22 protein-coding genes, 1 tRNA gene and 1 pseudogene are annotated in these 20409 nt (G+C 39.2%); 12 read left to right on the top strand and 12 right to left on the bottom strand.

Going from position 1 to position 20409, the window contains the following annotated elements; genetic code table 11:
• Positions 1-245 precede the first annotated feature (245 nt).
• Positions 246-1415: a nicotinate phosphoribosyltransferase gene (locus PWP39_RS06605; RefSeq protein ID WP_011013044.1), complete on the bottom strand. Its 1170-nt coding sequence runs from the start codon at positions 1413-1415 to the stop codon at positions 246-248.
• A gap of 97 nt (positions 1416-1512) precedes the next feature.
• Positions 1513-2640 carry an endonuclease Bax1 gene (gene bax1 / locus PWP39_RS06600; protein WP_011013043.1) on the bottom strand — a complete coding sequence of 376 codons (1128 nt, stop codon included), beginning with the start codon at positions 2638-2640 and terminating at the stop codon, positions 1513-1515.
• 50 nt (positions 2641-2690) lie between these two features.
• Between bax1 and PWP39_RS06595 the strand changes: the two genes are divergently transcribed.
• Complete coding sequence (locus tag PWP39_RS06595; RefSeq protein WP_014835536.1) at positions 2691-4034, top strand: DEAD/DEAH box helicase; 1344 nt, start codon at positions 2691-2693, stop codon at positions 4032-4034.
• On the opposite strand, the gene PWP39_RS06590 is transcribed toward PWP39_RS06595, so the two are convergent.
• Entirely contained in the window at positions 4023-5819 is a 1797-nt protein-coding gene (locus PWP39_RS06590; protein WP_288073238.1) for a tRNA uridine(34) 5-carboxymethylaminomethyl modification radical SAM/GNAT enzyme Elp3, read from the bottom strand. The genes PWP39_RS06595 and PWP39_RS06590 overlap by 12 nt on opposite strands.
• A 61-nt stretch (positions 5820-5880) precedes the next feature.
• On the opposite strand from PWP39_RS06590, the gene PWP39_RS06585 reads away from it, so the two are divergent.
• Positions 5881-6480: a hypothetical protein gene (locus PWP39_RS06585; protein ID WP_014835538.1), complete on the top strand. Its 600-nt coding sequence runs from the start codon at positions 5881-5883 to the stop codon at positions 6478-6480.
• Here PWP39_RS06585 and PWP39_RS06580 read toward each other — a convergent pair.
• The gene (locus tag PWP39_RS06580) at positions 6472-7263 is read right to left on the bottom strand and encodes an SDR family NAD(P)-dependent oxidoreductase (RefSeq protein ID WP_011013039.1); all 792 of its coding nucleotides are present in this window, start codon (positions 7261-7263) and stop codon (positions 6472-6474) included. The two genes, PWP39_RS06585 and PWP39_RS06580, sit on opposite strands and share 9 nt — an antisense overlap.
• Positions 7264-7324: 61 nt before the next feature.
• Between PWP39_RS06580 and PWP39_RS06575 the strand changes: the two genes are divergently transcribed.
• Entirely contained in the window at positions 7325-7822 is a 498-nt protein-coding gene (locus PWP39_RS06575) for a YkgJ family cysteine cluster protein (protein WP_048059098.1), read from the top strand.
• On the opposite strand, the gene PWP39_RS06570 is transcribed toward PWP39_RS06575, so the two are convergent.
• From PWP39_RS06570 to PWP39_RS06555, 4 genes are all read right to left on the bottom strand, one after another.
• Positions 7781-7981: a winged helix-turn-helix domain-containing protein gene (locus PWP39_RS06570; protein ID WP_223209030.1), complete on the bottom strand. Its 201-nt coding sequence runs from the start codon at positions 7979-7981 to the stop codon at positions 7781-7783. The genes PWP39_RS06575 and PWP39_RS06570 overlap by 42 nt on opposite strands.
• A gap of 174 nt (positions 7982-8155) precedes the next feature.
• Positions 8156-8232, bottom strand: a tRNA-Val gene (locus PWP39_RS06565).
• Positions 8233-8367: 135 nt separating this feature from the next.
• Entirely contained in the window at positions 8368-9129 is a 762-nt protein-coding gene (locus PWP39_RS06560) for a tRNA (adenine-N1)-methyltransferase (RefSeq protein WP_011013035.1), read from the bottom strand.
• Positions 9126-9740 (bottom strand): DUF257 family protein, encoded by a 615-nt coding sequence (locus PWP39_RS06555; RefSeq protein WP_011013034.1) that lies wholly within the window; start codon positions 9738-9740, stop codon positions 9126-9128. The genes PWP39_RS06560 and PWP39_RS06555 overlap by 4 nt, the downstream gene beginning before the upstream one ends.
• Before the next feature lie 57 nt (positions 9741-9797).
• On the opposite strand from PWP39_RS06555, the gene PWP39_RS06550 reads away from it, so the two are divergent.
• Positions 9798-10100 carry a signal recognition particle protein Srp19 gene (locus tag PWP39_RS06550; RefSeq protein WP_011013033.1) on the top strand — a complete coding sequence of 101 codons (303 nt, stop codon included), beginning with the start codon at positions 9798-9800 and terminating at the stop codon, positions 10098-10100.
• On the opposite strand, the gene PWP39_RS06545 is transcribed toward PWP39_RS06550, so the two are convergent.
• Positions 10101-10346 carry an Lrp/AsnC family transcriptional regulator gene (locus PWP39_RS06545; RefSeq protein WP_011013032.1) on the bottom strand — a complete coding sequence of 82 codons (246 nt, stop codon included), beginning with the start codon at positions 10344-10346 and terminating at the stop codon, positions 10101-10103.
• 102 nt (positions 10347-10448) lie between these two features.
• Between PWP39_RS06545 and PWP39_RS06540 the strand changes: the two genes are divergently transcribed.
• The 6 genes and pseudogenes from PWP39_RS06540 (at position 10449) to PWP39_RS06515 (ending at position 15755) form a co-directional block, all read left to right on the top strand.
• Positions 10449-11666 carry an Nre family DNA repair protein gene (locus PWP39_RS06540; protein ID WP_011013031.1) on the top strand — a complete coding sequence of 406 codons (1218 nt, stop codon included), beginning with the start codon at positions 10449-10451 and terminating at the stop codon, positions 11664-11666.
• A complete protein-coding gene (locus PWP39_RS06535; protein WP_011013030.1) occupies positions 11666-12190 on the top strand; it encodes a CBS domain-containing protein in 525 nt (174 codons plus the stop codon). The genes PWP39_RS06540 and PWP39_RS06535 overlap by 1 nt, the downstream gene beginning before the upstream one ends.
• 151 nt (positions 12191-12341) lie before the next feature.
• Positions 12342-13124, top strand: coding sequence for a hypothetical protein (locus PWP39_RS06530; protein ID WP_288073240.1), 783 nt, complete (start codon positions 12342-12344; stop codon positions 13122-13124).
• 64 nt (positions 13125-13188) lie between these two features.
• Positions 13189-14147 (top strand): annotated as a pseudogene (locus PWP39_RS06525) (daunorubicin resistance protein DrrA family ABC transporter ATP-binding protein).
• Positions 14144-14947 (top strand): ABC transporter permease, encoded by an 804-nt coding sequence (locus tag PWP39_RS06520; RefSeq protein WP_014835542.1) that lies wholly within the window; start codon positions 14144-14146, stop codon positions 14945-14947. The pseudogene PWP39_RS06525 and the gene PWP39_RS06520 overlap by 4 nt, the downstream one beginning before the upstream one ends.
• Positions 14934-15755, top strand: coding sequence for an ABC transporter permease (locus PWP39_RS06515; protein WP_011013026.1), 822 nt, complete (start codon positions 14934-14936; stop codon positions 15753-15755). Before PWP39_RS06520 ends, PWP39_RS06515 begins: the two co-directional genes overlap by 14 nt.
• On the opposite strand, the gene PWP39_RS06510 is transcribed toward PWP39_RS06515, so the two are convergent.
• From PWP39_RS06510 to PWP39_RS06500, 3 genes are read right to left on the bottom strand one after another with little or no spacing between them, the layout of a single operon-like run.
• The gene (locus tag PWP39_RS06510) at positions 15749-16633 is read right to left on the bottom strand and encodes an ADP-dependent ribose-1-phosphate kinase (RefSeq protein WP_011013025.1); all 885 of its coding nucleotides are present in this window, start codon (positions 16631-16633) and stop codon (positions 15749-15751) included. The two genes, PWP39_RS06515 and PWP39_RS06510, sit on opposite strands and share 7 nt — an antisense overlap.
• 26 nt (positions 16634-16659) lie before the next feature.
• On the bottom strand, positions 16660-17796 hold the full coding sequence (locus PWP39_RS06505; protein ID WP_014835543.1) for a glycosyltransferase family 4 protein: 1137 nt from the start codon (positions 17794-17796) through the stop codon (positions 16660-16662).
• Positions 17777-18691, bottom strand: a complete 915-nt coding sequence (locus PWP39_RS06500) for a lysylphosphatidylglycerol synthase transmembrane domain-containing protein (protein WP_014835544.1) — start codon at positions 18689-18691, stop codon at positions 17777-17779. Before PWP39_RS06500 ends, PWP39_RS06505 begins: the two co-directional genes overlap by 20 nt.
• A gap of 308 nt (positions 18692-18999) precedes the next feature.
• On the opposite strand from PWP39_RS06500, the gene PWP39_RS06495 reads away from it, so the two are divergent.
• Together PWP39_RS06495 and PWP39_RS06490 are read left to right on the top strand one after the other, a co-directional pair.
• Positions 19000-19503, top strand: a complete 504-nt coding sequence (locus tag PWP39_RS06495) for an Hsp20/alpha crystallin family protein (RefSeq protein ID WP_011013022.1) — start codon at positions 19000-19002, stop codon at positions 19501-19503.
• 171 nt (positions 19504-19674) lie between these two features.
• Positions 19675-20409: AAA family ATPase (locus tag PWP39_RS06490; RefSeq protein WP_288073229.1), on the top strand; the 735-nt coding region annotated here is incomplete at its 3' end.

The raw sequence follows: 20409 nt of genomic DNA, 5'->3' as shown, positions 1-20409 counted from the left end.
CCTTATCATTACCCGCACTCCCAAAAGAACCCAAAACCACAAAACCAAGTAACAAAACAATAACCCACCTCAAACCCAACACCACCACCACAAATATTTAACTACTAACTCAATTTTAAAATATTTAAATTTTTTGGATAAGTTATCTATATAATACCAAAGAAGGGAGTATAGTATCCATGGAGTAGTTCATTTTCAATTGCCAACAAAGTATTACACGAGGAATAATGTGGAAAATATAGAAGTCAAATCTCGAGGTTAAATTTCTTAGCTTGCTCAAGTACGTATTCTCTAATCTCTCTAGCCTTTGGAAACTCAACTACAATTTCTCCATTCTCGATAATTGGCTTTAACAATGGTTCAACTTTTGCATTACAAACTGGACATCTCTCAAGCTTTTTGTTGGCAGGAACTACATGGTAGTGTCCGTTTTCACATCTATACACTTGCTTCCTACCGCTAAGCTTTCCCCTCTTTGCAATTGGCTTTCCTTCAACTTCCACAATGTCTAGGGCAAAGTCTACTGGCTTTGCACTTGCTATAGCTCCTCCAACTCCAAAAGCATCTACAACGTCAACTATTTCCTTTATTTTCTCTTCATCAAGTCCTCCTGAGACAAATATCTTCACCCAGTCATATCCTCTAACCTTTAACTCCCATCTAACTTCTTCAATTATCTTCCTGAAGTTCCCTCTTCTTGAGCTTGGAGTGTCTAGTCTCACGGCAAATAGTTTCTTGCCGAGGGCTTCAGCTGCCATAACAGCCTCGACCTTCTCATCGTAAAATGTATCTACTAGGGCTATCCTAGGAACTTCCTCTTCAATGACCTCATCGAAGTATTTCCAGGCTTTAACTTGATCGCCAACAGTTATAATCAATGCGTGGGGCATAGTTCCCACAGCTTTTTCTCCCATCATTTCTGCTCCCAAAACTCCAGAAACTCCGTCACATCCTCCAATAAACGCGGCTCTATCAATCATCGGAGCAATTGCTGGGTGCATATGCCTAATTCCGAAGGAATACACTGGCTTAAACTTAGCAGCTATCTTAATTCTTAAGGCTGCTGTTGCTATTCCGCTAGCTTGACTTAGCATTCCCAGGAGGGCCGTTTCATAGATACCGAAGTCTGCATAATCCCCTTCTATTTGTAACACTGGCTCATATGGATGGAAGATAGTTCCTTCTGGCATGGCATAAACGTTAACTGGAATTCCTTCCAATAGTTTTGCTACTTCTTCAACCCCGACTAAAACTCCCCATCTCCAATTGTTTGGGAGGGAGGTTGTTGTTACGTCAGCAAGAACCTTTTTTCTTATGTTCTTAACCTCGAGGATCTTTTTTGTTCTCAAGAAATAGACATCAGTAGTTTTTCCCGCCTTTATCTCATCTTCATTAGCAATGTAAAATCTTTTCATTGCTATCCCCCAAATATAAATAGACCTTCAAAAAAATAAAGTTAATGTATGATGAGGAATCGGGGAGCTGAGATGTGATGAAATCCATCAGAGCTGACTAATTCAGCATCTCTTTTAGCTTTAAGATGACTTCTTTATAAGGGATCTTTCCCTTTCTCATAACTATAACGTCGTGAATTTTACCAAGTTTATCTGCCAAAAGCTCGTCATTGACTATTATTAGCATTTTCACGTCAACATTGGAAAGTTTTTCTAGCTTTGATTTAATATAACTTCTAGTCCAGAAACCTGCAATTTCAACGTAAACTTCCTTTCCGTTCTTTCTGATGAGGAAATCAGGTATGTAGGCATATTGGCCAGCCTTAATTATCCCTGGCTCTCTTATGACCTCCACTCCCAGGATTCTCTTTATTTTAGTTACAAACTCCCTTTCAAGGGAGGAATCATACTCCACACTTACTTCGAGTTTGGGTAGTAAGATATCATCTTCACTTGAGAGTTCAAAGAAGTAAACTCTCTTGTCCTCTATTATCTCGGCCTTTATCGCCCACTCTTTGGCCTTCACTATCTCTGGAATTAGTTTTGCCATAGAAGTTCCATATTTCCTCGTCATCTTTAAAATTGATGCAGGCCCTGTGATTTCTATATTTTCCCCACTTATCTCATACATCAAACCCAAGAGCTTTATTAGCCTAAAAATCCTCTTGTGATTTTCTGAGACCCGAAAACTCATTCTTGCAGAGTTAAACATGAGAGTTTGGAGAAGGGAGAGATTGTATCTTCTTATTAACTCTTCTTCACTTATCCCTGGAACTCTTGTTAGGATTTTTTCCTCTTCTCTATCTGCAAACATAGCTCTTTCAATTTCTTCTGGAGTTGTGTTGAAGTAAGTTGCGGCCTCTGCAATTATCTTAGCCCTTTCAATTTCACTCGTTACATACCCCCTGCTAAAGAGGAACCTTCTGACCTCCAATGGATCTAAGGATGAAGATGTTGTAAACTCCGACTCTCTCTCAAGAATCTTTGCAAATCCTCTAACCTTTCTATAGTTCTCAGCCCTCTCCATATGCCTTAACTTCTCTTGAAGATCTTCGTATTTTTGTCCAACACTTGATTTAAACGCAAGAATTACTGCTCTAGCTAGCCTAAAGTGTTCTTCACTTGCAAATTTTAAATAAATCTTCCCTCTTCTTCTTGTTGCATCTAAAAGTTCCTTAGGCAACACATCGCTTATAGGGTAAAGGGATTTAAAAGGAATTTCTCAACCCTGGGAATGTGAAGGTTGAATTATATTATGACAAGGGGACAGTTCTCATTAAGGGAAGGGTTCACATTCCCATGGCCAAGTGGGATGAAAGAGTGAAAGCATATAGAGCTTTGGCCTACAAGTATAAGGATATTGTAGAGTTTCTAAAGTCGGAAGGTGTTGATTTTGAGGATCATGTCATAGATAACATTATTCCATCTCCAATTTACGATGTTGAGTTTGACTTTGAGCTTAGGGATTATCAAAGAGAGGCTGTAAAGAAGTTCATGAGAGTGGGGCGAGGAATAATAGTACTGCCTACTGGGGCTGGGAAGACGATAGTAGCTCTGGAGATCATTAGGAGGTTGTCGGTTTCTACTTTGGTAGTTGTACCAACTTTGGCCCTTCTTGAGCAGTGGAAGGAAAGATTGTCCATATTTGGAGAAATTGGAGAGTTTTCGGGGAGAAAAAAAGAACTAAAGCCAATAACTGTAACTACTTATGATTCTGCTTACATAAATGCTGAGCTCCTTGGGGATAAATTTCTCTTCCTTGTATTTGATGAGTGCCATCATCTACCATCTGAAGCTTATAGAAACATAGCCCAGATGAGCATCGCCCCCTATAGGCTTGGATTGACTGCCTTTCCCGAAAGAGCTGACAATCTTCATGAGTTGTTTCCCGAGTTGATAGGTGGAATAATCTATGAGAAAAGGCCCTCTGAACTTGTTGGAAAATACCTTGCAAACTATGAGGTTGTGAGGATCCATGTTCCCTTAACAAGGGAAGAAAGGGAGGAGTATAGGAAATATTATGAGAGGTTTAAGAGATATGTTGAAAAGAGGGGAATTCAGTTTACCAGCCTAAAAGATTTCCAGCGGATAGTTTTGAGTACTGCAAATGATAATGAGGCATTTAAAGCCCTAAGAGCCTTAGAACAGGCAAGAAAAATTGCTTTTAATTCAACTAAAAAGCTAGAGAAGCTCAGAGAAATTCTTGAGCGGCATAGGGGAGAGAAGATAATAATCTTTACTAGGCACAATGATTTAGTCTACTTAATATCTAGAAAGTTCTTGATTCCTGCGATAACTCACAAAACCAATAAAGAGGAGAGAAGTGAGATTCTAAGAAAGTTTAGAAAAGGAGAATATAAAGCAATAGTGAGTAGTCAAGTTCTCGATGAAGGAATAGATGTTCCTGATGCCAGTGTGGGAGTTATAATCAGTGGTACTGGATCTTCTAGAGAATTTATCCAGAGGCTTGGGAGGATATTAAGACCGGCTCCAGGAAAGGAAAAGGCAATATTGTATGAACTAATTTCTTCTGGGACTAGTGAGGTTAGAATATCAAAAAGAAGAAGGTCAAGTATTTAGCTCGGCGTCAAACCTATTTGTCCTCTTGTAATCTGCATACCTCTTGTCGAGTCTCTTGCTTACATATGGTCCATCTTTTCTATAGCCGAATTTTCTGTAGTACTCTCTAACTCCAACTCCACTAATAATAAGCATTTTCTTTGCATCAAACTCCTCTCTTGCTATCCTTTCAGCTTCAGCTAGGAGTTCTCTTCCATACCCTCTATGCTGCCATTCGTACTTCGGCTTTTCCCCTATTGGAACCATGGGTCCGTAGACGTGAAGCTCCCTAACTATGGCTGAGGGACAGCAGTTTATCTCCTTTCTGTGGGCTTTTTCGCTCGGAATTCTCAGCCTTAGGAAACCTATGAGTATGTCATTCTTCACATCTTCAAAGCTTAGGAATATCTCTGTTCCCTCCCCAGCTTCATAATCCTCTCTAAGCAATTTAATGTGTTCTATTTCGGGCATCTTTCCAAACTTCTGCATTTGATGGCCTACCTCTCTAAACCTTATCTCCCTGGGTCTTATTCCCCTCCTTACAAGTTCCTCAAATACAAGTTGTCCTAGATTTGAGTGCTTAACACCCGCAACAATTAAGTGGGAGGGGATGTCCCTCTGTATTCTCATGACCCTAACCCACTTGGGGAATATCTTATACGCCTCAACAAGTAACTCCACGGCCTCTTCTGTAGTGTAAGGCTTATACAGACCAGCCTTATACCATGCGTAGAGGGGAGCATCTCTAGTTACGAGGGTTGGATATATCTTTAACATGTCGGGTCTAAATCTCGGATCTTCAAATATCGTCTTAAAAACGTAAAGGTCCCTTTCAAAGTTGCTCCCAGGGAGTCCGGGCATTATGTGATAATTTATCTTTAACCCAGCATCCCTCAGGAGTTGAGTAGCCTTAATTATTTCTTCAACTTCGTGCCCTCTTCCTACCCTTTCATGAATGAAGTTGAAAATTGTTTGTACTCCAAGCTCGACTCTAGTTGTCCCAAAAGCTAACATCCTATCAATTTGTCTCTCAAATGCCCAATCGGGCCTCGTCTCAATTGTTAAACCAACCATTCTAACTTTTGCTTTTTCGTTCTTTTTCTGCTCCTCCTCTAAATAATAGAACTTTTTCTTGTGGGTTTTTTCCCAGGCTTTCCTAAACTTTGGATCTTCATTAAGAACCGACTCATCTTTTAGCAGAATTAGGCGAACTAGCTTTTCCTCCAAGTTTTCTATGTCCTTAAAGTACCAGAAATCATTCATGGCTTTAAAGGCACACTTGATGTACCATTCTTGGTAGTCTAGATCAGTTGCAGGGAATGTCCCGCCTTGTATTATAACTTCGACTTTATCTATTGGGTGGCCAATATCGTAGAGTTGCTTTAGCCTGGCCATCATTATTATGTAAGGATGATAAGCGTATTGAGAGGCTCTCAAAGCTGAGGGTTCTTTTCCAGTGTAACTTTGAGGTGAACCAACTGCTGGTCCACCTGGGCAGTAAATACATCTCCCATGGGGGCATGGGAAGGGTTTCGTCATCATTGCAACTACTGCTACTCCACTTATCGTTCTTGTAGGTTTCTTTTTTAGAAGGTCTCTAAACTTCTCTCTTGCATCTTTGGGAAGGGCTTTCCATATGTCGGAGTTCTTTGGAAACTTTGGAAGGTGGTACTTTTTAGCCACCTCTACCTTAATCCTCTCTAACTCTTCCCTACTCTTTATCTCTCCAGACAGGAGTGCGTTTACAATTTCTTCTATTGCAGCCTTGAAAGCTTCATCGCTCATTTCTTCATACACTTCTGGCATAGCCTTTAAAATGTTTGTCTTATTAGAAATCTTTATAAGTAGTAAATTACAACAAACAAATATGAAGTCAGCAAAAACTATATTTATATTGGGTATTATTGCTATCATTCTTAGTAGTGGATGCATAAATACAAAGGTAACTACACAAACAGCAATTGGGGAAAAGGTAGAGAGAGTATGCCTGACTAATGAAGTTGTTGGATCCTTTGAGGTCCCTCAAGAAATTCGAGAAGAGGTGGAGAAGCTGTTTAGTGAAGCAAGTGTGAAAGGATTTACCGTGAATGTTATCTTGGACAATTCTACACTGTCTTTAACATTCTATGAGTTTCGGCCTTCTTTCCTTCCACAGGACTTTGAAGTTGCTGTAGATGGAAGGCAATTAAAGAATACGATGTATCTTTTAGCAGATGAAGTTTCCGTAGCTATAGCCTACAACAACCAGACTTTTAGGGGGAAAGTAAGAATAATCCCCAAGGAAAGAGGAGAGTTCACCTATAAGGCAAAACTAGATGAAATTTCTGGAGAGGTACTACTGGGAAGTTTTGGCACTAAGACTCCAGAGTTTCAAGTCTATGCGCGAAAGATTTCAGAAAATACAGTAGAGGTTATGGTAAAGAAAGATGATGAAATTGTTGCTAGCGGAGTTATATCTCTAGGCTGACAGAAAGCCACCATCAACTGGAATTACTGCCCCATTAATGTAGCTTGCCATGTCACTGGCTAAGAATAAAATAACTCTTGCTACTTCATCGGGATCTCCAAAGCGGCCCATAGGTAATCTAGCGTTAAAGTGGAGCGATGTTGAGATCTTCTCCATATCAAATTTTGCTATTGCCTCTTTCTTTAGCTTTTTAACCCCCTCGGTCTCTATTCCTCCAGGAACTACAACATTCGCTCTAATGGTCTTTCCATATTCTCTAGCTATTGCTCTAGTTAAAGCCACGACTCCGAGCTTTGCTGTGTCGTAATGGACTAAACCTTTTGCAAAGGGTAGAAAAGCCTCTATTGAGCTCACATTTATTATTACTTCTCCCCGATTTTTTCTTCTCCTAATGAAATGCTGGCACATCCAGAAAACTGAATCTAGGTTAATTGCCATAACTTTCCTGTAGAATTCCTCATCAACTTCAACAAAATCCTTAAACCAATAAACACCTGCATTGTTTACCAGAATATCTGGCTCTCTGCCCTCTAATAACTTCCAAAGTATGTCTATCTCTTGCTTCTTAGCTAAATTAACTCTAAATATTTCAACGTTTACGTCGTATTTTTCTTGTATTCGCTCCTTTACAAGTTTTAAACCCTCTTCATTTATATCCACTAGATAAAGATCAGCACCAGCTTCAGCAAATCTGAATGCAGTTGCTTTTCCTATCCCTGATGCTGCTCCAGTTATAAGGGCCCTCTTACCTTTGAGGCTAATCAACTCACATATGGGTTTCATCAATCTCACCCATAAGTATTAGGGAAAAGTGTTAAATATAGGTTATCCATTTTGGCCTTCCATGAGATTCAAGCCGAGACCTTTCATAACTCCTGTTAGGTTTAAGTGCCTATTTTGTCTGGATTGTTGTAGGGGAAGACATGTCTATCTTACGGTGTCGGATATTAAACGATTAGTTGGGTCTGGGCATGATCCCCAAAAGTTCCTCACGTTTTCAATTGAGGGTGGGAATATTAGATTTGTTTTAAGTGTGAGGGAATGGGATCTTGGATGTATTTTCCATGACCCTGGGACTGGAAAATGCACTATCCATCCTATTAGGCCTCTAATCTGTAGAATTTATCCGTTTATGGTGTCAAAAAGACCACTTGGAGTTGAAGGAGAGGAACCCGTTCAATATAAGGGAAGAATGTTGTGGTTATACTATGACGAGAGTTGCCCAGGAATAAATTCCCAGGAGGGGGAAGTTATAACTCCAGAGGAAATAGCTGAGTTGGGAGTAAAATTTGAGGAAGAACTAAGTAGGACTACCTTCGAGGATGTCATTAAAGTTCTCTGACAAAACATATACTCTCTTCCTCGCATCTTGCAAAAGATAAACCTCCTTTACGATTCCAGAATCTTTTAGAAGCTTTATTGCATACCTAACAGTTCTTTCAGAAAGATTTGTTCTTTTTGCAATTTCCTTGGAAGACATGGGTTCTTCAAGAACTTTCAGAACTAGCTGGGCAGATTTGGGTAATTTAGCAAAGTCGATCCCTCCTCATCATCATCACCTCAATCCTTTTGAAGGAAAGTGGAATAAAAAGCTTTCTAAAAAGGCAATAATAATGTGGCAGATAAATGTGAATGATAACAGAAAATTTTTGTCAGATTGTTAATGTTCCCTTTATGGTGGGCCCGCGGGGATTCGAACCCCGGACCTCCGCCTCGTAAGGGCGGCGTCATAACCAGCTAGACCACGGGCCCGCCCATAACTCTACCAAATCAGAGCATATATAAAAATTTCGGTAATGTTAAGAGGGTATTTAGAGATTATAGCTTGATGATGAACTTCACGGTACCCTGAGTTCTAAAAACGATGATGAGCCCCCTCTCGTCTGATTACCTTTTTCTTGCAAAAGTTATATAACCAGTATGAGCTAGAATTGTCGTTCTAGGTCTTATACATTCCTTTTTAACCTCTTGTTCAAAGACAACAACATCGATGGTCTTAGGTTTTAGAAATACATCCCTAAATTCTGCTAGTTTTTCATGAAGCCTTATTACTTGGTTCGCACAGGGGAGATATGCAACAAGATAACCTCCGGGCTTTAAAGCTTTTGCAGCATGCTCTACAACTCTCTCAGGTTGAGGAAGGTCAAGAATAACATGATCAACGTTCTCTTCGTCTATTCCTTCATAGATATCTTTTATCTTGATTTCAACTCTGTCATCGAATCCAGCCCATTTTATGTTTTCCCAAGCGAGCTTTGCAAAATCTTCCCTGATCTCATAGCTAACAATTCTTCCCGTGGGGCCAATGATATTGGCTAAAAAGAGCGTTAGTGCCCCGCTCCCAACCCCAGCCTCTACAATAAAATCTCCTGGGGAAATTCCTGCATAGGCCACAATTAGTGCAGCATCCTTAGGATGAACTATTTGAGGGCCTCTTTTCATTTTTTCAATTAAATCAACAATTTTCGGCTTTAAGATCTTGAATTCATATCCCTTATGACTTACTATGCTCTCCCCATAATTCTTGCCAACTATCTCTTCGAGCTTTAGTATGCCCAAATCTGTGTGGAAATCCTTTTTTCCTACAGTAATAATGTATTTCTTTCCCCTGGGATCAACGAGGAGAACTTTTTCCCCTTCTTTAATCATATCTTCTTCACCAGAATTTCATTGTTTCTAACTTGGATCACTATTGGGCTAATCTCTTCTAATGCCGCGACGGCTTTTTCAGGAGCTACGTCCGTATTTAGGAAGTATATTGAGGTCCAGTCTTCAATTGGCAAAACACTTCTACTCAAAAGTATTGTTTCTAAAGCTTTGGCTTCTCCGAGGTATAGGTATTGTGAAAGTCCCAATGTTATAAAAAACACTCTTTTGGAAGATTTTGCTAAGATATCTCTTATGATTGGGTAGTAAAGTTTTATGAATTCTGAAAGGTTATACGTGAGGGGTAATTCTTCGACTTTACTAGCATAACTAATCTTTCCGGGCCCAATTTTTATTGCCTTTATATTCTTTGTTTTCTCCATGATTTTAGTGTATTCATCTGGAGACGATATCCTCCTTAAATATGTCCTAAACATTACATCACCAATTCCAAAGAAGTCGTCTATCACAAACTCATATCTATCAACGTATTTTAGGATTATCTCACCCCAAACTAGCCTGTGGATTGGTGATGAGCTTGAGTATTCAACTATTGCAACATCTCCGTTTCTCATTTCATCTAATAGTATCTTTCCCAAAACTCGCAAGTTCATTTTATCCCCTCCAAATCGTTTTTAAAGTTATAGCTTTTAAATGTTGAGGGGTAATAAATGGGAAGGTTTGTAGTATGGCCAAGTGAGCTTGACTCAAGATTGTCAAGGAAGTATGGTAGAATAGTTCCCAGGTCGATAGCAGTCGAAAGTCCTAGGGTAGAGGAAATAGTAAGGGCTGCTGAGGAATTAAAGTTCAAAGTTATTAGAGTAGAGGAAGATAAACTAAACCCTAGGCTCTCTGGAATTGATGAAGAATTGAGAACTTTTGGCATGATAGTTTTGGAAAGTCCGTATGGTAAGTCAAAATCCCTAAAATTAATCGCTCAGAAAATTAGAGAGTTTAGAAGAAGGAGTGCGTAGTTACTCTTCTTCCTCCATCTCAACAACTATCGCAGTTGTTGTGTCTATAACTCCATCTATGTTATGAATGTCATGAAGGATTTTTCTTGTTAGTTCTCCTAGGTCAGAAGCCTCAATATGGACTATTGCATCGTAAGGCCCAGTAACTGCATCAGCATTTATAACCCCCGGTATTTTCTTTACTTCCTCAATAACCTTCTGTACTTTTCCTATCTCAACTGTCAATAAAATATATGCCCTCACCATTTTTCATCACCTGTCAGGTTTTCAATTGTCATTAGATCTAACAGCTTATATCGTTTTCTATGTCCAAAAGATTAAAATTCTCAAAGTTCTATAAAATGCAAGATGAACTCTCAACTATGTGCTTTATGTAAAGGAAGAAAATTATTGTGTGGAAGGCCTGTCTGCCCGATATTGCAGAAAGTTAGAATTATAAAGGAAGTCTCCCCTCTAGTAAACAGGGAAGATTTTTTTGGCTCTTCTCCTCCAAGTATTTTTGTTGGTGAGCATGGATATCCCTACGTAAGAGTAGGTCCCCTCGTTCCACCCATCCAAGGAGATACGCAATATATGGACAGCCCATTATCCTGGGAAAATGTGAGAATAGAGGATGTAATCAGGTTTAGGTCTCTCTTAGTTTTGGGAGAGGCAAAGGTCAATGTGGACGTTAGAAAATCCTCCAAGCTCATTGATTCTCTTCAAGAGCTAGCCATGTCTATAAAGCCTGTGGATAGTGAAGTTATTCTTAAGGAAAAACCAGCCATTAATATTTTACCAGAAGAATTTGCTCCTCCTCTTGGGCCTAGGGGGAAATTAAAGGTGTTCAAAGTCGTCGATAATCCAAAAGTGCCGAGAAAGGTAGATAAAACGATATCTGATGAACTTAAGGCAAGAGAAGCAATTATTGGCTTATATGAGTCGGGTTTTGATGAATATTATATAATTAGACTGCTTTCGGCTGGACTGTTAGGCGTGAAAAAGAGAATAGTTCCCACTAGATGGAGTATTACTGCAGTTCAGGATACAATAGGGAATTATCTTCGCAAAAACATTTTGAAAAATCCTATAATTGATAACTTCGAGGTTTATCATCATGAATTCCTGGGAAACAGGTACGTTGTCTTGCTTCTTCCGATGACGTATTCTTTTGAATTACTTGAAGTTTGGCTTAAGGGCTCTCTCTTTGGGACCTCCAAACCTTCGGTTATTCATGACTATGAAGACTTTAGGGGTCTTAAAGGATATGCAGAGCAAACTACTGGGGCTTATTACGCTGCTCGCCTCAGCGTTCTTGAATACTTAAGGAAGAGAAAAAGACAGGCAGGAATAATAGTGTTTAGGGAGGTAACGCCTGCATACTATGCCCCAGTTGGAGTTTGGCAAATTAGGGTTGGGGTTAAGAAAGCATTAGAAAAAGGGCCCATTAAGTTTGAAAATCTTGCGGAAGCTTTAAATCAGATAGGAAATATATTAGAACATCCCCTAGAGGAATACCTCAAGAAGAGTTGGACCCTTACAAGATTTAAGCAGAGAAGTTTAACTTCCTTCCTGGGGGTAGTGTAATGAAAAATAGGAAAATTTCGAGAATTATGAGTAAAAGAAAGTTAATTATGCTCGCTAGAAAAGAGGAGCTAAGCCATAATCTGAGGTACATCTCGAAAGTCCCTGTCAGCTTAGTTATGGATAGAGATTTTCTTAAGGTTAAGCCTGAAACTCCTCTCTTTGAGTTAATAGCCATGTTTAACGTTGAGGAGACATCAGCAGTTGTTGTTGATGATGAGAACAGACTTGTTGGATTCATAACCATGAAGGACATTCTTCACTACTTCATGCCTCCCAGGAGGTATTCTATAGTTGGAATTGGTTTGCTGAAAAAATACGGACTTACAAGAGCTTCGAGAGTAGAGGATATCATGGTTAAGAAGCCCATAACAATTAAAATTGATGATAACTTAGGGAATGCAATAAAACTTATGGTTGAAACTGGGAAGCATCACCTTCCAGTTATAGATGAGGAAAGAAAAGTTCATGGTATTCTTGAGGTGAAGGACATAATAAGGCTTATCAAGATAGTATCATCGGAATAAAGTTCCCTGTTACACGTTGGATAAAAGATAAGGGTTACATAATTAAATGTTCATGGGCCAACAGAATTTGAGATATATCTGCATATAATCCATAACTTGCAAAAACTTTTTAAATATTGTCCAAAACTAATGTTTGAGGGGAAATATGGTAATGTATGAGAGAAGTGAAGAAGATACAAGGCTATTTGATGTGGAGGAGTTGGATTACATATTTGGAAGCGAGCTTATGGGTAAAGGTACCATTGTTACAATAATGTATGATGCATTCTCATTAGGATGGGCCCTAGGATTTGAAATATTCAAGAAATTACTCCATAAGAATTCCTTTGGTGTTATCCATAACTACACCTTACCTGTAATAAAGTTGGCTTCTAGAGCTATGTTTGTAGGTTTGGACATTCACGAGGTAGCAAAAAAGAACAAGTTATTAATTGTTGATGTATTTGGTTCAAAGTACAATGTTCCTTCTTATAATGGAATGAGTTTTCAGATTCCAGACTTAACTCCCGAAACACTACATCCAAAGATTACCAACATATATTACGAGAAGATATTCCCAGTTGTAGGGGATAGGAAGATCGTGAAGTTAGTATATACCCTGGATGGGCTCACTACAATGGTTGGGGAAGATGTTGCAATTAAATTACTCAATACTGAGGTTGCGTGGATAGCCAATATGTATGAAAAGAGGAAGATTGTAGATATTTTCCTCTTAAACACTGATATTGTGTCTAAGAAGTTTATTGCCTGGACAGCAAGCTTGTCTGATATAGTTATAGTCTTCCAGTCATTATTAGAGGAAAGAAAAGAAGATAAAATAAAAGAGAGAATGATCATCATTAAATCTCCAAGCAAAGAGTTTGAGCCAACAACATTTGAATTTAATGTGACGGTTTCTGACGAAGGGTTTCATTCTCTAAACTTTAAGAAATAAAACCTATCAACAAAAATCACATAACATTTTTAAATTCTCTAAGTCTTTACAAAACTGAAGAGAGATGAAAGTTGTTGAAGTAAAGGATCTAAGAAAACTTTATCCCAAAAAGATTCCTCTTCCCTTCAGAAAAGTCGAATACTTTGAGGCCCTTAAGGGGATAACATTTAGCGTAAAGAAGGGTGAACTTTTTGGCCTTTTAGGGCCAAATGGAGCTGGGAAGACTACTACCATAAAAATTCTTACAACTCTACTTGAACCAACTTCTGGAGTTGCCAAAGTTTTGGGTTATGACGTAGTTAAAGAACCCAGAGAGATTAGAAGGAGAATAAATCTAGTTGCAGAAGGTGAGAGGACACTTTACTGGCGTTTGTCGGGTTATGAAAACCTTAGATACTTTGCGAGTATTTACTATGTTCCCAGGAGAGAAGCTGAGAAAAGAATAAAGGAACTTCTTGAAATGGTGGGGCTTTGGGAGAGGAGGAATGATCTTGTAATGAACTATTCTAGGGGGATGAAGCAAAGGCTTGCCATAGCTAAAGCCCTCATAAATGACCCTGAGGTTCTCTTCTTAGATGAGCCAACCTTGGGGCTAGATGTGCAGAGCGCTGTTTTCGTTAGAGAACTTGTGAGAAAATTGGTTGACGAAGAAGGAAAAACAGTTCTTCTAACAACTCATTACATGCAGGAGGCTGAGGAACTTTGTGATAGGATAGCAATAATTGACCATGGAAGGATTATAGCCCTTGATACTCCTGAAGGCCTGAAAAAGATGGTGAGGGATAATACAATAGTGGAAGTTAAGGTACGAAATTATCCTGGCAGTAATCCTTTTGGATTGGCAAAGGTTGAAGAGCAAGAAGGGGTCGCGATTCTTAGGGGAAGCATTGATGAGGAAGAAATTCCCAGGTTAGTGGAGTTTTTGGTCAAAAAAATAATGCGAAGGTTCTCTCCGTTGAAGTGGAGGAGCCCACTCTAGAAGATGTCTTCATAAAGCTCACTGGTAGGGGGCTTAGAGATTGAGCCTCTTGGCCATAATTGACAAAGAATTCAGGATGTTCTTTAGGTATCCTTTAAGGGTAATAAGCTCAATTTTAGTTGGGTTAGTATTTCTCCTACAGTTCGTTTACTTTGGCCAGGCTATTTTAGGAGGTAGATTCTCTAGACTATTAGAGGAAGCTACAGGAGTTGGGGATTATCCAACTTATGTTCTTATTGGATATGTTCTTTGGTGGGTCTCAGTTTCTCCTATGGAAGCCTCCGTATGGGGAGTTAGAAGAGAGCTTCAGAGGGGAACCTTCGAAAGCAATGTCATGGCTCCAATTGGAATTTTAAAAATGATAATGGGTCTTGCAATTTCTTGGATGATGATGGATTCTATTATAATGCTCCTGGTATTTGCCCTTGGCGTCGTAATTTTTGATATAAAAGTCTCTGCAATCTATGTTGCAAAAGCTATCCCAATAATAGCGCTTGCCTTCGTAACTTTCCTCGGATTTGGAATAGTTTTTGCTGGCTTAGTTATGATGCTCAAAAATATTGGCCCCCTAGCTAATATCTTTGAATTTGTTATTCTCTTCCTTTCTGGAGTTTTCTTTCCCCTATCCACGTTACCTGAAATTGTGAGGAAGATTTCTTGGATTATTCCCCTAACTCACGCAACTAGTGCCGTTAGGAAGATTTTTATTGGATTGAGCTATTCATCTGTAGTTAATGAAATAACAGCCATGCTCATTCTCCTTCCTGTTTATTGGGCGATAAGCTTGGCAGTGTTCAAGTGGGCAGAAAAAGTAACGAGGATGATGGGATATGGGGGTTACTGAAGAACTTGAGGCTCTAAAAGGTGTTGCGAGAAAAAATTGGAAAATATTTTTGAGTTATAAGGCGTGGTTTGTTAGCGATATCTTAATGGGATTCTTCTTCGCAGGTAATGCTCTTTTGATTGGACTTGGGTTGACAGGAAAAAGGACTTCAGAAGCATTGGCTGAGCTTACGGGATATTCTGATTATCTAACTTTTGCAATACTTGGGTTTATGGTTCTAGCTTTTGGAATGACATTTATGAGTGGTTTTGTGTGGAGTATTGTTGATGAGCTATATGCAGGAACCCTTGAAAGTTCTTTTGCCGCTCCCATGAGAAGAATAACGTTTTTCCTGGGAAGTATAGTAGTTAGGCTAATTCTAGACCTTTTGTACCTGGGAGTATATATTCCCTTATTTTGGGTAATCTTTGGCCTTGAAATTAATTTTGTAAATTTGCTTAAGGGAATTATCGTGTTAATAGTTGGAGCCTTTGGAATGATTGGTCTTGGACTTATGGCGGCTGGAATAGTTATCTATCTAAAAGACCCTGGGCCATTTGTAAACATCTTAGAAATGCTCGTTTTTGCTCTGAGTGGGGCTATGTATCCAGTGAAAATCCTTCCTAAACCTCTGCAAATCATGGCAAAATTACTTCCCTATGCTCCAACAACGGAAGCTGTAAGAAAAGTGGCGTTGGTGGGGCTGTCAAAGAGTGCAGGAGAAATAATGTATCTGAGCTTAATATCAATTATATACACATTGTTGGGCGTTCTCACTTACAGGTGGGCAGAAAGAAGGGCAAGAGAGATTGGACTTAAGAGTTATTGAAATGGTAGATCTAGGCCCAGCTCTTTTGCTATCTTTTTGACTTCATCCAGTGGAATTACTGCACTTCTCGCTCCCACCTTTTGGACAGTTAGATAGGCGAGTAACATTCCGAGTTTGGCAGAATCCTTTACATCCCATCCATTTAGATAGCCGTAGATAAATCCAGCATCGAAGGAATCTCCTCCACCAGTTGTATCGATGGCCTTTGCAGATAGTCCTCTTATCTCATAAACATTTCCATTCTCATCCCTAACTAAAGCTCCACCACCATTGAGAGTTGCTATAGCTATTCTGGACTTTAACTCCGTTATTTTTTCTAAGCTTCCGTACTTCCTCTTGAATTCGTCTTCATTCATCATTAGAATGTCAATCTTTTCTTCAATATGCTTAGGAACCTCCATTTCACCTGGGTCGAAGGACACTGTTAGACCAAGATTTTTGGCTAAATTTACGGCCTTTTCAACAAGTGGAAGAGGGTTTGAAGAAAGGTGAAGGTGTCTTGCGAGCTTTAGGTAATTTTCCTTTACTTCCTTAAATCTATTAGCTCCTGGGTATTTGACAATCCTCTTATCTTCTCCAATTACCATCATTACGGCAACTCCAGTTGGTTCATCTACAACTTTAATCCCCCTGGTATCTACCCCTATCTTTTCGAAAAATTCCAAGTGTAGCCTTCCAAAGTCATCATTTCCTACAGCTCCAATGAACCCGACTCTTAATCCCAGGAAGGACAACCAAGTTGCTGTATTCCCTGCAGAACCTCCTAAGCCTGTGTAAACTTTTTTGGCATTTACTTTTTCGTGGAACTCAGGGAATCTTTCTAGCATAAAGGTTATGTCGTAGTTGAGATTTCCCATGCATATTACGTCTAGTTTCATAAGAGAAGATGTAAGGCTAAAATATATTAAGATTGCTCTTCCAAAACTTCGCTGTAAATTCTCTCTATCTCTACAACAATCTTGTCCCAAGAATATTTTTCCTCAACAGCTTTTCTCCCGTTCATCCCATACCATTTCCTTAATTCTTCATTTTTGAGAAGCTTTTGAGTGGCTTCTCTCAGCTTAAGCTCATTCCCAGGGGGCACTAGAAGGCCAGCTTCATTCTCTTTTATGATTTCAGGTATTCCACCAACGTCTGTAGCTACAACTGGGACTCCTGATGCCATTGCTTCGAGCACAACTATACCAAATGCTTCTGCTGAGACTGAGGGTAAGACAAAAACATCTGCCATTCTAAAAACTTCTGGAAGAGCATCATCTGGCACATATCCCATAAATACAACTCTCTCTTCAATTCCTAAAAATTTGGCCTGTGCCTTTAAAAAGGGAAGCATTTCCCCACTTCCTACCATTACAAGAGTAGCATCCTCTATTTTGGAGAATGCATTTAAAAGGACGTGAGGACCTTTACGGTAACTCATTCTGCTTACATAAAGGACTATATTCCCTTCGAGTCCAAACTTGGCTTTTATTTTATCTTTGTGTTTAGCTGGAAAGAAGCGTGTATCGTCAACCCCATTGGGTACAATTGATACAGAAACTGATGTGAAGTGCTCTATAAAAGATTTTGCGGCCTTGCTTACCGCTATTATCCTATGGGGATATTTCAGATAACTCCTAAAGAGAGGTATTGTAAGCCCTAGAGTGTCCCAGAGTTTTGACTCGTGGGCAAAAGAAATGCTATGAGTTGTGAGTAGTGTTGCTTTTTCCATGGTTCTTCCAGCCTTTACAGCCTTTAAGGCAAGTGGCATAAACGCATGGTGAGAGTGAATTACATCAAAATTATTCAAAAATTCATTTAACTCTGATGATTTTAATCCATAGGTAATGTTTACCTCCAAAAGAGGGCTCACGACCCCAGGAATCTTAATGAGGTCTATTCCATACTTTTCAAGTTCTTTTTCTTTCCCTGTAACTCTGTTATTCGTAACTATCCCAACCTCATGTCCCCTCTCTCGGAGTTTGATTGCTAGATTGTGCATGTGACTCGCTACTCCTCCAATCTTTGGGTAATACCAATCACTAACTAGAGCTACTTTCATTTCCACCACTCAGAAGTTTATAGAATACAAATGCGCCAATTATTGAGTACTGGTATTGGAATATGAATTTGTAGATGAAGGCAGTTAGAGCAGCCTTTGTAGAAGAGCCAATTCCTACAAGAATTCCAAATTCGTTAGCCCCAACTCCAGAAGGGATCCCACTTAGAGAGGCAAAAACAACGCTCATTATAAAAGCATAGAATGCCTTCTTGATTGGTATATCCAGTAAAAATGCTTTTCCTACAAAGACCAAGCCAAAAACTTGGAGAATTATTACTGCAAATGAAATTAAAAAAGTTGATACAAATGTTAGTTTACTTTCCTTTGCTTTTTTCCACCCAAGATAAAGCCTTTGCCACCAGTTTTTTAAGAGATTGGGAACTTTCTTGAGCCCCAGGTTTTCCCAAAGTTTAAAAACTATAAGGGCTGCCCTGTGGAATATTTTGTCGTAGACAAAGGCGAGAATGATTATACCCAAACCAAAAAGTCCTAATTTTGTGAACCCAAACAAGATCAAGGCAAATGAGAGAACGATAATTATCTCAATTGCAATTCCAAACGCAAGAGAAGAAAGAGCTAGAAAATAATCCCCTCCAACAAGTTTTACCTTTGTTATATGTCCCAATGTTGGAGGCAAAACTGCCATGAGGTAGTATCCACTTATAAAGGCTTGAAGAGTTCTCCTGAAACTGGTGTTCTGAACCATTCTCATAACTAGATACCATCTAAGAGCTCCTAGCAATACTGTGAGAATCGACAATAGAAAAGCTACTGTTAGATAGAAATAGTTGGCCTCACTTATTGCGCTTGGAAGCTCCTTTAGATCTATACTTTTGTAAAGATACGCCAGAGAAATCAAGAACGCTATAAGACTAAACAATCTTTTCTTTTTCATTTTAAACACCTATAGGAGATCTATGCTCTTCGTGGAGAGAATTTACTGTTTCTATTTTACTCCTCGCTGTGTTTATAAGTATTTCCATTCACAATAATTTTTGAAAACACTGATAAAGCTAAACCTCTAGCATTCTCTTTTAACCAAATAAAACGCTTTAGAAATAATTTAATCAATGCTTTTTAGATTCTAAGGTCTTTTTTGGAGTATTTTTGATTGTTCGGTAAATTCTACTCTTATCGAAATATTTATAAACCCCAAATAATTTAATAACTAATGGTAACCAAAAGTGGGAGGGGGTGAGAGAGATGGTGAGGAGAATAAGAAGATGGGACATATGGGATCCATTCGACCTAATAAGGGAAATACAAGAGGAAATTGATGCAATGTTCGATGAATTCTTCAGCAGGCCAAGGCTCTGGACTTACAGAAGGTGGAGCGAGCCAGCAATGTATGAGGAGAGAGTAGGAGAAGTCTGGAGAGAGCCATTCGTTGATATCTTTGACAACGGAGATGAGTTTGTAATCACGGCAGAGCTTCCAGGAGTGAGAAAAGAAGACATCAAAGTGAGGGTTACAGAGGATACAGTATACATTGAGGCCACAGTTAAGAGGGAGAAAGAATTAGAAAGAGAAGGAGCAGTGAGAATAGAGAGATACTTTACAGGGTATAGAAGAGCCATCAGGCTTCCAGAAGAAGTTATTCCAGAGAAGGCAAAGGCCAAGTACAACAACGGAGTGCTTGAGATCAGAGTTCCAAAGAAGCACCCAACAAAGAAGGAGAGTGAAGGATTCGAAGTTAAAGTTGAATAGCTTTAGTACCCTTCTTTCTTGATATTTGGAAATATTTTTGGAGGTATTGGTTCTATTATCAATTAATTCCTTTTATTTTCAAAATCCTTGGATCATAACCAATATCGAAAACTTTATAAACCTTAAGAGTTTTAGTAACCATTGGTAATCAAAATATTGAGGTGAGGAAAGATGAGTGAGAAGAAGAAGGAAGTTAAGCTTAAGGTTGCCTCTGCTTATCAGAGAGATGTTGGTAGGGGCATAGTAAGAATAGACAGGAAAACGATGAGAGAGCTAGGAATATCACCAGGAGATGTTGTTGAGATCATAGGAACTAAGAATACAGCAGCAATAGCTTGGCCAGCATACCCCGAAGACGAGGGGCTTGGAATTATCAGAATGGATGGTACAATAAGAAAGAATGCTGGAGTTGGACTTGGCGATGAAGTAATTGTAAGAAAAGCTGACGTTAAAGAGGCTAGAAAAGTAGTATTGGCTCCAACAGAGCCAATAAGATTTGGAAGGGACTTCATTGAATGGCTACACGAAAGGTTAATTGGAAGGCCAGTAGTTAGAGGAGACTACATTAAGGTAGGTGTTCTTGGTCAGGAGCTAACTTTTGTAGTAACAACAACTCAGCCAGCTGGAGTTGTTCAGATTACAGAATTTACAGACTTTGATGTCAGTGAAAGACCTGTAAAAGAAGTAGAGAAAAGAATAACAACAGGAGTTACTTACGAAGACATTGGTGGTCTAAAAGATGTAATAGAGAAGATAAGAGAGATGATAGAGCTTCCACTAAAGCACCCAGAGCTATTCGAGAAGCTTGGTATTGAGCCTCCGAAGGGTGTTTTGTTGTATGGTCCTCCTGGGACTGGTAAGACTTTGCTGGCTAAGGCTGTTGCCAATGAGGCTAATGCTTACTTC

The organism is Pyrococcus sp., from assembly GCF_030153625.1.
GTDB classification, from domain to species: Archaea; Methanobacteriota_B; Thermococci; order Thermococcales; family Thermococcaceae; genus Pyrococcus; species Pyrococcus furiosus.
The sequence above is the reverse complement of the archived record's forward strand: the minus strand, read 5'-3'. Positions and strand labels throughout refer to the sequence as shown.